The following is a 12823-nucleotide window of genomic DNA, read 5'->3' on the forward strand; positions in this document are numbered from 1 at the left end:
AACCCCAACCCCACCCAATACCCGACCAAAACCATCAGCATTTCTTGATCGCCATCAAGCAGCTTTTACCCCCTCACTTCCTATCATGGTCCCTGCCAAGCAATGAGGAAGCGACCATGTCAGAGACCTTCACCAAGGGCATGGCCAGGAATATCTACTTCGGAGGAAGCGTGTTCTTCTTCCTGATATTCCTGGCCCTGACCTACCACACCGAACAAACCTTTCCCTCTCGCAGTAATCAGGAGCTACTCACCGAATCCGTGGTCCGCGGCAAGGGCGTCTGGGAGCGCAACAACTGCGTCGGCTGCCACACCTTGCTGGGTGAGGGCGCGTACTTTGCGCCGGAACTGGGCAATGTGTTCAACCGCCGTGGCGGCGATGAAGCGTTCAAGCCATTCCTGCACGCCTGGATGAAGATGCAACCCTTGGGCGTTCCGGGCCGGCGCGCGATGCCGCAATTCAACCTCAGCGATCAGGAGGTGGACGATATGGCCGAGTTCCTCAAATGGAGCTCGAAGATCAACACCAATGGCTGGCCGCCAAACAAGGAGGGCTGAGGGATGCGTACCGTCAATCCATATCTGAAATTCCAATCCCAGGCCGTCGCCAAACCCTACTTTGTATTCGCGCTGATCCTGTTCCTGGGCCAGGTGCTGTTCGGTTTGATCATGGGCCTGCAATACGTGATCGGCGACTTCCTGTTCCCGCTGATCCCGTTCAACGTGGCCCGCATGGTCCACACCAACCTGCTGATTGTCTGGCTGCTGTTCGGGTTTATGGGCGCCGCCTACTACCTGGTGCCGGAAGAGGCCGACCGCGAGTTGCACAGTCCCAAGCTGGCGATCCTGTTGTTCTGGGTGTTTGCCGCCGCCGGCGTGTTGACCATTCTCGGTTACTTGCTGGTGCCCTATGCGGCCCTGGCCAAGTTGACCCATAACGAACTGCTGCCGACCATGGGCCGTGAGTTCCTGGAACAGCCGACCATCACCAAAATGGGCATCGTGGTTGTCTGCCTGGGCTTTCTCTACAACATCGGCATGACCCTGCTCAAGGGCCGCAAGACCACCGTGAGCATGGTGATGATGACCGGGCTGATCGGCCTGGCGGTGTTCTTCCTGTTCTCGTTTTACAACCCGGGCAACCTAGCGCGGGACAAGTTCTACTGGTGGTGGGTGGTGCATCTTTGGGTGGAAGGCGTGTGGGAGCTGATCATGGGCTCGATGCTTGCCTTTGTGCTGATCAAGGTCACCGGCGTCGACCGTGAGGTCGTGGAAAAATGGCTGTACGTGATCATCGCCATGGCCCTGATCACCGGGATCATCGGCACCGGTCACCACTTCTTCTGGATCGGCGCGCCTGAGGTGTGGTTATGGGTCGGCTCGATCTTCTCGGCCCTGGAGCCCCTGCCTTTCCTGGCGATGGTGATGTTTGCCTTCACCATGGTCAAACAGCGTCGCCGCCAGCACCCGAACCGGGCAGCCACGTTGTGGGCCAAGGGCACCACGGTCACGGCGTTCTTCGGCGCCGGGGTCTGGGGATTCCTGCACACCCTGGCACCGGTCAACTTCTACACCCACGGCACCCAACTGACCGCCGCCCACGGCCACCTGGCGTTCTTCGGTGCCTACGCGATGATCGTCATGACCCTGATCAGCTACGCCATGCCCCGCCTGCGCGGTATTGGTGAAGCACCGGATGCACGCTCGCAGACCCTGGAGATCTGGGGCTTCTGGATGATGGTCCTGTCGATGGTGATGATCACCCTGTTCCTCACCGCTGCCGGTGCCGTGCAGGTCTGGCTGCAACGCTGGCAAGTGGACGGTGTGGCGCTGCCGTTCATGGCCACCATGGACCACCTGACGGTGCTGTTCTGGGCACGCCTGGCCAGTGGCGTGGTGTTCCTGCTCGGCCTGCTCTGCTACCTGTGGAGCTTCCGGCAGCGGGGCAAGGGCTTGAACTCTGCCGCTCCCGTGACGGCTTAACCGGTAAACGTCAATCCCCAAGAGGGCGGCCCGGCAGGTTCTGCGGGCCGTTTTACGTCTGGAGCACTTCACATGGCCTTTACCCTTGAGTTGGAAGAGTGGGTCGGCAGTGTCTGGCACCGCTTTATCACCCGCCGCGCCAGTGCCGACTTCCCCGAGGCGCGGGTCGATCTGGTCGACCGCCAGCGCAGCCTGGCCCTGTTGTTCCGCGCCCTGGGCGGCGCCCATGGGATAGCCGTGGAAGCCGCCAGCGAGCGCGATCTGCTGCTGCGGCGCAACCTGTTGATGCGCATCGCCGGCACCTGCCGGCAGGCGCCCCTGGCCTCGTGCGATGGTCATCGCTTGCGCCTGCCGGCAAGCCTGGCGGTGTTTCCCTCGGCCGCCCTGAACCTGGAACTGTACCGCTGGCTGGCGCTGCTGGCCGCGCACGCCGGGCCGATGACCCACTGGGCCCGGGACAATCAGCGCTGGACCTGGCTGCTGTTGCAGCGCTACCCGGCCATGCTCCCCAGTTATCAGCGCCTGGTGGACGCCCACCTGCAATTGCGCCCCGATCCCGCCACCCTCAACCCCGCCGAAGCTGCCGTAGAAAAAGCCTTGCGCAAGGCTCTGCGCGAACCCGGCAGCATCCGCCAGTTACCCCGCAGCGAGCGTGCCGCCTGGCCGTTGCCGCTGTGGCTGTATCCACCCTTGCACCTGCACAGCCCGCAGGCCGCAGATCAGGACGAAGAGGGCGACGACCTGGCAACCCGGCCCGGCGAACAGCAGGGCGCGCCTAAACAGGCCAACCGGGTCGACGACAACAGCCGCGACGGCGGCCTGTTGGTGGTGCGCCTGGAAAACCTGTTCAGTTGGACCGAGCATGTCGATCTGGACCGCTGGGCCGACGATTCCGAGGACGAAGATGCCGCGCGGGTCGCCGAAGACCTCGACCAGTTGAGCCTGTCGCGCCAGCGCGTGCGCAAGAGCGGCGGGCTCAAGCTGCACCTGGATCTGCCCCCGGCCGACGTCGACGATATCCCCCTGGGCGAAGGCATCAAGCTGCCCGAGTGGGACTACCGCCAACAGTGCCTGCAAGCGAATTTCGTCAACCTGCAACTGATGCAACCCCGGGACAGTGCGCCCCAGCCGTTGCCGGCGCGCCTGTTGCCCCAGGCCGCGCGCTTGCGCCGCCAGTTCCAGCAACTGCGCACCGACCGCCAATGGCTGCGCCAACAGCCCCAGGGCGCAGAACTGGACCTGCAGGCGTGGTTGGACTTCCATGTCGAACGCCAGCACGGAGCGTGCGCCGAACGTGGCCTGTTCAAGGAGCAGCGCCGCACCCGGCGGGACCTGGCCTGTTTGCTGCTGGCCGATTTGTCGATGTCCACCGATGCCCATTTGAACGATACGCAAAAGGTCATCGACGTGATCCGCGACAGCCTGTTGCTGTTTGGCGAAAGCCTGGCGGGCCTGGGCGATGCGTTTGCCTTGTATGGCTTCTCGTCTTTGCGTCGCCAGCAGGTGCGCCTGCAACAGCTCAAGTCATTCCAGCAACCCTACGACGACCATACCCGTGGCTGCATCCAGGGCCTGAAACCGGGTTATTACACGCGCATGGGCGCAGCCATCCGCCACGCCACCCAAACCCTGGGGGCCTGCAAGCAACGGCGCAAACTGCTGTTGATTGTGACCGATGGCAAGCCCAACGACCTGGACTTGTATGAGGGGCGCTATGGCGTGGAGGATACCCGCCAGGCCGTGATGGAAGCGCGGCGTCAGGGCCTGGTGCCGTTCTGCATCACCATCGACAAACAGGCCGGGGATTACCTGCCGTACATGTTCGGCGCCCACGGCTACACCCTGATCCGTCAGCCGGAGCAACTGCCGTTACGCTTGCCGCAGCTCTACCGGCAGTTGACCGAAGATCAGTAGAAGTCCCGGGGCAGCCAGAAAAACATCACGATGCAGAACACGGCCAGCCCCAGGCAGAACCATTGGAAGCGCTTGAGCCGTCGCGCCTCAAGGTGTGCGGTGGAGGCGGGCAGGGGCATGGCGCAGCGTTCGCAGGCCGTCTGCGCCGGCGGGTTGGCATGTTGGCAATACAGGCAGACCCGCACGGCGTTCATTCGAATTGCTCCAGGCGCAGGCGGTCAAGAATGGCGATCTGGCGCCCGTCCTGGGTGATGATTTTTTCGTCGATCAAGCGGCGAATGATCCGCGAAAACGTCTCCGGTTGGATCGACAGGTGCCCGGCGATCAACTGCTTGGCCATGGGCAGTTCGAACGAACTGTCGACGCTGTGCAGGCGCACCAATTGCGTCATCAGGTAGCGCACCACCCGGTGGGTGGCGTTTTTCAGCGACAGGGTCTCGATCTCGTTGACCCGTTGGTGCAGGCGCACACACAACTTGCCCAGCAGGGCGAAAGTCAGGCGGCTGTTGCTGTGAAGTAGGCGCATATAGGTGGCGTTGGACAGGCGATACAACTGCGTGGGGCACACCGCTTCGGCGCAGGCCACGTAGTTGGGGGTGTCCATCAGCATCATCGCCTCGGCGAAGGTCTGTCGTTCGCCGATCACCTCAAAGACTTTTTCCTGGCCGTCCGGGGTCAGGCGGTAGATCTTCACCGCGCCGGCAATCACGAAGTAAAACGCATCGGCCGGTTCGCCCTGGCGGAACAACGGCTCGCCCTTGTCGACACTCAGCAGTTGACTGCTGGCCATCAACTCATCCATCTGCTCTTCGTTGAGCGGCTCGAACAGGTGATGGCTGCGCAGGATCTGATGATGCACGCGGTGCAAAACCCGGGGTGCATCCTTGGAACAGCTCAGGGACGGGATCATACAAGCCACAACGACAGGCCGCTGGCCGCCGCCATCATCGAACCGAGGATCACGAACCAGGCGAGGGGCTGGATGACTTTTTTCATGGTGACTCCGTGGGGGCGGTAATAAGGGATAACCGAGTAGAGCAAGAGCTGGGCCAAGGCACGGGCCTTGTAAAACCTGGGCTGTAGCGCCTTGAGGGTCAAAATGACCTGGCCTATAAGGGTTTTTTTAACCCTCTAATGGTTATTTAAACCCTCATATACAACACCGCCCCCCTGTGGGAGCTGGCTTGCCTGCGATGGCATCGCTGCGGTGTAACCGCCAGACCGAGGTGTTTGCATCCCAGGCAAGCCAGCTCCCACAGGGGTGGGGCGGCGCACCGGGGAATTCGGCCCGGCCCTTGCAACACTGATTGCGCGACGGCCCCAAGGATAGTGCGCCGCCTCTGGACCCCGCTTGATCTGCGACAAGGGCCAGGGGCGGGCAATCCCGGATGATCGGGCCGGCAATGACTTGAGGAGTGGTGGTATGCAAGTGCTGGATCGACGCAAGGCTATGTCGATTACCCCGTTGTTTCGCCTGGCTTTCCGGCCATTTTTCCTCGGTGGCTGCCTGTTGGCGCTGCTGGCGATCCCCTGTGGCTGCTGGCCCTGGCCGGCGATGCGGGCTGGCAGCCGGCGGGCGGTTGGCTGGCGTGGCATCGCCATGAGCTGCTGTTCGGTTTTGCCCTGGCAATCATCGGCGGGTTCCTGCTGACGGCGGTGCAGACCTGGACCGGCCGCCCCGGCATCAGCGGCATGCCCCTGGCGGTGCTGGCCGGGGTATGGCTGGCCGCACGCCTGGCCTGGCTGTTCAACCTGCCGTGGCCGCTGCTGGCGGTGCTGGAGCTGAGCTTTCCCCTGGCGGTCGCCGGGCTGATGGGCTGGACCCTGTGGAAAGTGCGGCAACAACGCAACTACCCGATTGTGCTGGTCCTGCTGTTGTTGGCCCTGGCCGATGGCCTGTCCCTGTATGGCCTGCTGCGCGCTGACGAAGGCTGGCAGCGCCAGGCGGTGTTGACCGGGTTGTGGCTGGTGGCGGCGATGATGGGCTTGATCGGCGGGCGGGTGATTCCGTTCTTCACCCAGCGAGGCCTGGGGCGCACTGAAGCAGTGAAGCCCTGGCCGTGGCTGGATTACCTGCTGTTGGCAGGCTCGGCGCTGGTGGCGCTGCTGTATGCCAGCGGCGTGGCGCTGATGCCCAGCCTTTGGGTCGGCCTGTTGTTTGCCCTGCTGGGGCTCGGTCATCTGCTGCGCCTGGTGCGCTGGCACGACCCAGGCTTGTGGCGCGTGCCGCTGCTGTGGTCGCTGCACCTGGCCTATGCCTGGCTGGCTGTGGCCTGCCTGGGTATGGCGCTGTGGCACGTGGGCGTGCCACTGAGCCCGAGCCTGGCGGTGCATGCGCTGACGGTCGGGGCAATGGGCGGGTTGATCCTGGCGATGATCGCGCGGGTCAGCCTCGGTCATACCGGCCGGCCTCTGACGCCGCCCAAGGGCATGACCCTGGCTTTCGCGCTGTTGAACCTGGCCTGCCTGAGCCGGGTGCTGCTGGTGCTGATCTGGCCGTATGCCGCGCTGTGGCTGGCGGGCCTGTGCTGGACCCTGGGCCTGGGCCTGTATCTATGGCGCTATGCCCCAATGCTGTGGCGTGCGCGGGTTGACGGCCATCCGGGCTAGGAGAACGGCAATGCTCTATTCGTGGTTATTGATTGTGCATCTGCTGGCGGCCATCGCCTTTATCGGCACGCTGTTCTTCGAGGTTTTCATCTGGCACCGCGCCCGCGAAGAGTTGGCCTGGTCGGCGCAGTTCACCAGCGAGCAAGCCATTGCCCGGCGTTCGCGGCAGGTGCTGCATGGGGTGGTGGTGCTGTTGTATGGCGCGGGCGTCGGCCTGGCCTGGCATTACCGCGGCGTGCTGGGCGCGCCCTGGGCCAGTCATTTTTCGGCGATGTTGAGCCTGAAGATCGTATTGGCGCTGAGCATCATCGGGCATTACCTGTTGCTCGCGTACTGGCTGACGCAAAAGCGCCTGAGCCCGTTGCGAGCGGTATGGATTCGCCGCAGCATCCTTGGGCATATGGTGCTGATCGTGATCCTGGCCAAGCTGATGCTGCGCTGAGTCCTGTAGGCGCGAGCAAGCTCGCTCCTACGGAGAGGGGTCAGGCTGTTAGCGCACGAACAAACAACACGTCATTTTCCAGATGAATATGCTCCAGCAAGTCTGCATGAAACGCTTCCAGCCCTTGATACAGGGTGCGCCAGGTATTGCACGCGTCAGCCGGCGGCTGGATGCGATGGGTCAGCGCCAGCAACTGCTCCAGGGCCTGGCCGTGTTGTTCATGCTCATAGCGCATGACCTGGATCGGCGGCGCGGCCTGGGGGCCCATGCCCATTTGCAGCATCGGGAACAGCACCTGTTCCTCCTTGAGCATATGGCCCTCCAGTTCCTGCTCGATATCCCGCAACAAGTCGGCCAGGCCATTGGGGCAGGCCAGGTGATGGCCGTGGACCTGCTCGACGCGGCTGGCCAGGCGGATCAGTTCCGGCAGTTGTTCGCGGTGGCGGGCGTGGTAACGCTGCAGCAAATGCTCGATCAATTGCGCCTGGGGCAGGCTGTCCGGGGCGATGGCGTTCATCGGGTTTCCTCATCAAGTGAACAGATAAACCGGTGATTGCATGCCTTGTGCCACCGGCAAGTCATTGAAAAAAAGCGATTAATTTTTTGTAGTGGTCAGGAACACCCTGATGCTGCACGGTAGAACCGACCATACAAGGGTAGTAATGACCATGTTGCGTGAAAGTCTGTCGGCCGATCTGATTGTCGAACTGCCCAATGCTGTGCGCCTGCAACGCCTGGTGCAGACCCTGCGCGAGTATTTCCATAGCGGCGCCGTGGGCCTGTTGCGCCTGGACGGCGACGACAGTCTGCGCCCGGTGGCCACGGTGGGGCTGGTGCATGAGGCCCTTGGCCGACGCTTTGTGATTGCCCAGCACCCGCGGCTGGCGGCGATTATGGCGTCCCGCGAGCCGACCTGGTTCGAACCCGACAGCCGCCTGCCGGACCCGTATGACGGGTTACTCGATACCCAGGTCGGCGAACCGCTGCCGGTGCATGACTGCATGGGCGTGAGCCTGTTCGTCGAAGGCCGGCCCTGGGGCGCGATCACCCTGGACGCGCTGCATGCCGGGACCTTCGACGCCAATGCCCGCGAGCAACTCAAGCGCTGCACCTTGCAGATCGAAGCCGCGGTGCGGGTCACACGCCTGGAGCAGGAAAACCGCAGCCTGCGCCTGTCGCGCAATGAACCACTGGCGGGTTTGCCCAGCGTCGAAGATGGCGAAATCCTCGGCCAGAGCCCGGTGCTGCATCAACTGCTCAACGAGCTGGATGTGCTCGCCGATTCGGACCTGCCGGTGCTGCTGCTCGGCGAAACCGGGGTGGGCAAGGAGTTGTTTGCGCGCCGCTTGCATCGCCTGTCGCGGCGCAGCAAAAAGCCGCTGATCCAGGTCAACTGCGCGGCGTTGCCGGAGTCGTTGGCTGAGAGCGAGTTGTTCGGGCATGTCAAAGGTGCGTTTTCCGGCGCCACCAGCGACCGCGCCGGGCGTTTTGATGCGGCCAACGGCGGCACGCTGTTCCTCGATGAAGTGGGCGAGCTACCGTTGAGTGTGCAGGCCAAATTGCTGCGCACCTTGCAGAACGGCGAGATCCAGCGTCTGGGCGCCGACAAGCCGTTGCATGTGGATGTGCGGATTATCGCCGCGACCAACCGCCACCTGCCCGAGAGCATTCGCCAAGGATTGTTTCGCGCCGATCTGTACCACCGACTGTCGGTGTACCCGGTACCGATCCCGGCGCTGCGCGAGCGTGGCCACGATGTGCTGCTGCTGGCCGGGCATTTCCTGGAGCTCAACCGGGCGCGCCTGGGCCTGCGCGGTTTGCGTCTGTCTCCGGCGGCCGAGCAGACCCTGCTCGGTTATGCCTGGCCGGGCAATGTCCGCGAGCTGGAACACGTGATCAGCCGCGCCGCTCTGAAGCAGTTGAGCCGGGGTGGCAATCGCAACCAGATCATGACCCTGGAAGCCGAGCTGCTGGATCTCGACAGCGCCACCTTGGCCCAGGCCCCTGTGCCTGAAGTGCCGGCGCCGGCGTTCCAGAGCTTGAGCGATGCGGTGGACGACTGCCAGCGCCAGAAGGTGCGCCAGGCGTTGAGCCTGTCCGGCGATAACTGGGCCAGCGCTGCGCGCATGCTTGGCCTGGACTCCAGCAACCTGCACAAACTGGCGCGGCGCCTGGGGCTCAAGTAACGGCCTGCGACGCCATGCCGCGGCGCGCAGTTGATCGCGATCAAGGTGCGCAGGGCGGCGGCTGATCAGACTGTGGCGAATTGACCGGAGGTTCGCCCCATGCCCCTTTCCCTGGCGCAGATGCGCCGCAACTACACCCTGTACGGTTTGCGGGATGACCTGGTACAGGACGATCCCCTCGTATTGTTCGGCCAGTGGCTGGAGCAGGCGCGCAAGACTGAAGTGGCGCCGGTGGAGGCCAACAGCATGGCCCTGGCCACCGTCGATGCCCAGGGCCGTGCCCATTGCCGGATCCTCTTGCTCAAGGGCTTCAGCGCTGAAGGCTTCACCTTTTTCGGCCACTACCAGAGCGCCAAGGGCCAGGAGCTGGCGAGCAATCCCAGCGCGGCCATGACCTTTTTCTGGCCGGGCCTGGAACGCCAGGTGCGCATCGAAGGCACGGTCGTGCGTTTGGCGCCGCAGCTGTCCGATGAGTACTTCAACTCACGGCCCCTGGCCAGCCAGGTCGGCGCCTGGGCGTCGCCGCAAAGCCAGCCCCTGGCCCATCGCGCCGAGCTGGAAGGCCGTCTGCGCGATGCCACCCAACGCTTTGCCGGGCAACCACCGCCGCGCCCGGCGGAGTGGGGCGGTTACTGCCTGCAACCCGAGCGTGTGGAGTTCTGGCAGGGCCGCGCCGATCGCCTGCACGACCGCCTCGATTACCGCCTGCACGACGGCACCTGGCAGCGCAGCCGCCTGGCCCCCTGAATTCACCTAGAGGTACCTCCTCGGAGGAATAGGCCCGCCGGCCTTTGCGGTGCAGGCTGGCGCCATTGCTCATTTATTCCGGGATTTTCACCATGGCACATCTGACTCAACGCAATTTCGTCTCACTGAATATCGCCGTACTGACCATCAGCGATACGCGCAATTTTGACAGCGACACCTCGGGGCAAACCCTGTGCGACCGCGTGCAAGCCGCTGGTCACGCGCTGATTGACCGGGCCTTGGTGGTGGACGATATCTACCAGATCCGCGCACAGATTTCGCAATGGATCGCCGACCCCCAGGTGCAAGTGATCCTCACCACCGGCGGCACCGGCTTTACCGCGCGGGACAACACCCCGCAAGCGGTATTGCCACTGCTGGACAAGCATGTCGAAGGCTTTGGCGAACTGTTCCGCCAGGTGTCCCTGCAAGAGATTGGCATGTCGACCCTGCAATCGCGCGCCCTGGCCGGCATGAGCAATGGCGTGCTGGTGTGCTGCATGCCCGGTTCGCCCGGCGCCTGCCGCACCGGTTGGGACAAGATCCTCCTGGGGCAACTGGACAGCCGCACCGGGCCCTGTAACTTCGCCCCGCACCTCAAGCCCCAGGCCGCGCAAGTGCTGGAACCTTGTGAGGCTCGGCCATGACTACATCGGTGTGTGAAAGCGGCGAACTGATCCCGGTGGATGAGGCCATCGAACGCCTGTTGGCCCAGGCACCGCCACCGCCGTCCACGCAGCAGGTGAAAACCGCCCAGGCCCTGGGCCGGGTGTTGGCCGGCGACATCTTTTCCCCGGTAAACCTGCCGGCCTGGGACAACAGCGCCATGGACGGCTACGCCTTGCGCGCTGCCGACCTGCCGGCCGAGGGCGGTTACCTGCGCCTGGCCGGGCGGATTGCCGCTGGCGAGGAGGCCGCGACGGCGTTGGGCAGCGGGCAGACCATGCGCATTTTTACCGGCGCACCCTTGCCGGCCGGGGCCGACACCGTGGTGCCCCAGGAGCGTTGCCGGGTCTATGGCCAACGCATCTGGTGCCCGCCGATGCGCACGGGTGAGCATGTGCGCAAGCAAGGCGAAGAAGTGACCCAGGGCGCCTTGCTGCTGCCGGCCGGCAAGCGCCTGCGCGCCCAGGAACTGGGCCTGCTGGCGGCTGCCGGGCTGGCCCAGGTCAAAGTCTATCGACCGTTGCGGGTGTGCCTGTTGAGCAGTGGTGATGAACTGCGCGAGCCGGGCGATCACCTGGCTCCAGGGCAGATCTACAACAGCAATCGCCACTGCCTGGCGGCCTTGCTGCAAGGCTGGGGCGTGGAGGTGCATGACTATGGGGTGATGGCCGACGAATTGGCCGTCAGCCGCGATGCATTGAGCCTGGCGTCCTCGGAATGCGACCTGCTGCTGACCTCCGGCGGAGTGTCGGTGGGCGAGGAAGATCACCTCAAGCAAGCCATCAAGGAACTGGGCCACGTTGATTTCTGGCGCCTGGCGATTCAGCCGGGCAAGCCCCTGGCGTTTGGCGATGTAGCCGGCAAACCATGGATCGGTTTGCCCGGCAACCCTTCGGCCGCACTGATTACCGCGTTGGTGGTGGTGCGTCCGTTTCTGTTGCGCGCCCAGGGTGTGACCGAGGTCACGTCAGTGCCGCTGCTGGTGCCGGCCGATTTTATCTGGGCCCAGCGCAACCGCCGTCGCCAATACCTGCGCGCACGTCTGACCCCGGGTCTCGACGGCCAGGCGCGGGTCACGCTGCACCCCCGGCAAAGCTCGGCGATGCTCAGCGCCGCATGCTGGGCCGATGGCCTGGCGATTGTGGAGCGTGATCAGCTAGTGGAGAAGGGCGGGCTGGTGCGGTTCGTGTCTTTTGCCGAACTGATGCAGTAACCCCCTTTGATGGAAATCACTGTGGGGGCGGTGTTGGTGATGAATTTTCTGATGAGGATCAACCATGCAACTGGTCTGCCCGGCAGGCAATCTGCCTGCGCTTAAAGCCGCCGTGCGCCAAGGTGCCGATGCGGTGTACGTGGGGTTTCGCGATGACACCAATGCCCGGCATTTTGCCGGGCTGAATATGGACGACAAGCAGTTCGACGGTGCCGTCGCCCATATCCGCCAGCACCAGCGCAAGCTGTATGTGGCGGTCAATACCTACCCGCAGCCCAAGGGCTGGGAGCGCTGGCAACGGGCGGTGGACCGCGCTGCCGACCATGGCGTGGATGCCCTGATCGCAGGTGATCCGGGGGTGCTGCAGTACGCCAGCAGCCGCCATCCGCAAATGGCCTTGCACCTTTCCGTTCAGGGCTCGGCAACCCATGCGGCAGCGTTGCAGTTCTACGCCGAGCGCTACGGTATCCGTCGTGCGGTTTTGCCCCGGGTGTTGTCCCTGGCCCAGGTCAAGCATGTGGCCGCCAGCAGCTCGGTGCCGATTGAGGTGTTTGGCTTTGGCAGCCTGTGCATCATGGCCGAGGGCCGTTGCCACCTGTCTTCGTACATCACTGGCGAATCGCCGAACCTGTGTGGCGTGTGCTCACCGGCCAAGGCGGTGCGCTGGAGTGAAGACGCCGACGGCCTGAGTGCGCGCCTGAGCGAAGTGCTGATCGACCGCTACACCCCTGACGAACCGGCAGGCTACCCGACCCTGTGCAAGGGCCGCTTCATGGTCGATGGCAAGCGCTTCCATGCCCTCGAAGAACCCACCAGCCTCGACACCCTGGACCTGATCCCCGAGTTGATCGCCATGGGCGTCGCTGCGGTAAAAATCGAAGGCCGCCAGCGCAGCCCGGCGTATGTCGAGCAAGTCACCGGGGTCTGGCGCGCCGCGCTGGACGCCCACCGCAGCGCGCCGGAACGCTTTGTGGTCAAGGACCAGTGGCGCAGTGTGCTGGCCGGTCTATCCGAAGGCAGCCAGACCACCCTGGGCGCCTACCATCGTTCGTGGCAATGAGGA

General features: G+C 64.0%; 12 protein-coding genes and 1 pseudogene. 10 read left to right on the plus strand and 3 right to left on the minus strand.

The genetic code is table 11. The features are described from left to right. Window positions 1-116: 116 nt before the first annotated feature. The 3 genes from K1X80_RS12915 to K1X80_RS12925 all read left to right on the plus strand — a co-directional run bounded on the left by K1X80_RS12915 (window position 117) and on the right by K1X80_RS12925 (window position 3896). Window positions 117-557, plus strand: a complete 441-nt coding sequence (locus tag K1X80_RS12915; RefSeq protein ID WP_057439734.1) for a cytochrome c — start codon at window positions 117-119, stop codon at window positions 555-557. Window positions 558-560: 3 nt separating this feature from the next. Then, window positions 561-1982 (plus strand): cbb3-type cytochrome c oxidase subunit I, encoded by a 1422-nt coding sequence (locus K1X80_RS12920; RefSeq protein ID WP_057959561.1) that lies wholly within the window; start codon window positions 561-563, stop codon window positions 1980-1982. A 72-nt stretch (window positions 1983-2054) separates the two neighbouring features. Further along, on the plus strand, window positions 2055-3896 hold the full coding sequence (locus K1X80_RS12925) for a nitric oxide reductase activation protein NorD (RefSeq protein ID WP_120732830.1): 1842 nt from the start codon (window positions 2055-2057) through the stop codon (window positions 3894-3896). On the opposite strand, the gene K1X80_RS12930 is transcribed toward K1X80_RS12925, so the two are convergent. Together K1X80_RS12930 and K1X80_RS12935 are read right to left on the minus strand one after the other, a co-directional pair. Beyond that, the gene (locus K1X80_RS12930; RefSeq protein WP_057959563.1) at window positions 3890-4090 is read right to left on the minus strand and encodes a hypothetical protein; all 201 of its coding nucleotides are present in this window, start codon (window positions 4088-4090) and stop codon (window positions 3890-3892) included. The two genes, K1X80_RS12925 and K1X80_RS12930, sit on opposite strands and share 7 nt — an antisense overlap. Then, on the minus strand, window positions 4087-4806 hold the full coding sequence (locus K1X80_RS12935; protein WP_120732832.1) for a Crp/Fnr family transcriptional regulator: 720 nt from the start codon (window positions 4804-4806) through the stop codon (window positions 4087-4089). Before K1X80_RS12935 ends, K1X80_RS12930 begins: the two co-directional genes overlap by 4 nt. Window positions 4807-5399: 593 nt before the next feature. Here K1X80_RS12935 and K1X80_RS12940 point away from each other — a divergent pair. Together K1X80_RS12940 and K1X80_RS12945 are read left to right on the plus strand one after the other, a co-directional pair. Beyond that, window positions 5400-6506 carry an NnrS family protein gene (locus K1X80_RS12940; RefSeq protein WP_408980323.1) on the plus strand — a complete coding sequence of 369 codons (1107 nt, stop codon included), beginning with the start codon at window positions 5400-5402 and terminating at the stop codon, window positions 6504-6506. Window positions 6507-6516: 10 nt separating this feature from the next. Further along, on the plus strand, window positions 6517-6948 hold the full coding sequence (locus K1X80_RS12945; RefSeq protein ID WP_057959566.1) for a hypothetical protein: 432 nt from the start codon (window positions 6517-6519) through the stop codon (window positions 6946-6948). A 40-nt stretch (window positions 6949-6988) separates the two neighbouring features. On the opposite strand, the pseudogene K1X80_RS12950 reads toward K1X80_RS12945, so the two are convergent. Then, window positions 6989-7438 (minus strand): annotated as a pseudogene (locus tag K1X80_RS12950) (hemerythrin domain-containing protein); the annotation flags it as partial. Between the two features lie 178 nt (window positions 7439-7616). Between K1X80_RS12950 and norR the strand changes: the two are divergent. From norR to K1X80_RS12975, 5 genes are all read left to right on the plus strand, one after another. Then, the gene (gene norR / locus K1X80_RS12955) at window positions 7617-9134 is read left to right on the plus strand and encodes a nitric oxide reductase transcriptional regulator NorR (protein ID WP_186626247.1); all 1518 of its coding nucleotides are present in this window, start codon (window positions 7617-7619) and stop codon (window positions 9132-9134) included. A 99-nt stretch (window positions 9135-9233) separates the two neighbouring features. After that, window positions 9234-9881 carry a pyridoxamine 5'-phosphate oxidase gene (pdxH, locus tag K1X80_RS12960; RefSeq protein ID WP_057439727.1) on the plus strand — a complete coding sequence of 216 codons (648 nt, stop codon included), beginning with the start codon at window positions 9234-9236 and terminating at the stop codon, window positions 9879-9881. Window positions 9882-9973: 92 nt separating this feature from the next. Then, window positions 9974-10528 carry a molybdenum cofactor biosynthesis protein B gene (moaB, locus tag K1X80_RS12965; protein WP_057444821.1) on the plus strand — a complete coding sequence of 185 codons (555 nt, stop codon included), beginning with the start codon at window positions 9974-9976 and terminating at the stop codon, window positions 10526-10528. Next, entirely contained in the window at window positions 10525-11760 is a 1236-nt protein-coding gene (glp, locus tag K1X80_RS12970; RefSeq protein WP_115128087.1) for a gephyrin-like molybdotransferase Glp, read from the plus strand. The genes moaB and glp overlap by 4 nt, the downstream gene beginning before the upstream one ends. A gap of 64 nt (window positions 11761-11824) precedes the next feature. After that, window positions 11825-12820 carry a peptidase U32 family protein gene (locus K1X80_RS12975; protein WP_057959567.1) on the plus strand — a complete coding sequence of 332 codons (996 nt, stop codon included), beginning with the start codon at window positions 11825-11827 and terminating at the stop codon, window positions 12818-12820. Window positions 12821-12823: the final 3 nt, after the last annotated feature.

It is taken from the genome of Pseudomonas sp. So3.2b (assembly GCF_019464415.1).
In the GTDB taxonomy this organism is placed as follows: Bacteria; Pseudomonadota; Gammaproteobacteria; order Pseudomonadales; family Pseudomonadaceae; genus Aquipseudomonas; species Aquipseudomonas shahriarae.

Bases quoted from the DNA above. Each gene is read 5' to 3' on its own strand.
- K1X80_RS12915 (WP_057439734.1), top strand. From the start codon at position 117: ATGTCAGAGACCTTCACCAAGGGCATGGCCAGGAATATCTACTTCGGA.
- K1X80_RS12920 (WP_057959561.1), top strand. From the start codon at position 561: ATGCGTACCGTCAATCCATATCTGAAATTCCAATCCCAGGCCGTCGCC.
- K1X80_RS12925 (WP_120732830.1), top strand. From the start codon at position 2,055: ATGGCCTTTACCCTTGAGTTGGAAGAGTGGGTCGGCAGTGTCTGGCAC.
- K1X80_RS12930 (WP_057959563.1), bottom strand. From the start codon at position 4,090: ATGAACGCCGTGCGGGTCTGCCTGTATTGCCAACATGCCAACCCGCCG.
- K1X80_RS12935 (WP_120732832.1), bottom strand. From the start codon at position 4,806: ATGATCCCGTCCCTGAGCTGTTCCAAGGATGCACCCCGGGTTTTGCAC.
- K1X80_RS12945 (WP_057959566.1), top strand. From the start codon at position 6,517: ATGCTCTATTCGTGGTTATTGATTGTGCATCTGCTGGCGGCCATCGCC.
- norR (WP_186626247.1), top strand. From the start codon at position 7,617: ATGTTGCGTGAAAGTCTGTCGGCCGATCTGATTGTCGAACTGCCCAAT.
- pdxH (WP_057439727.1), top strand. From the start codon at position 9,234: ATGCCCCTTTCCCTGGCGCAGATGCGCCGCAACTACACCCTGTACGGT.
- moaB (WP_057444821.1), top strand. From the start codon at position 9,974: ATGGCACATCTGACTCAACGCAATTTCGTCTCACTGAATATCGCCGTA.
- glp (WP_115128087.1), top strand. From the start codon at position 10,525: ATGACTACATCGGTGTGTGAAAGCGGCGAACTGATCCCGGTGGATGAG.
- K1X80_RS12975 (WP_057959567.1), top strand. From the start codon at position 11,825: ATGCAACTGGTCTGCCCGGCAGGCAATCTGCCTGCGCTTAAAGCCGCC.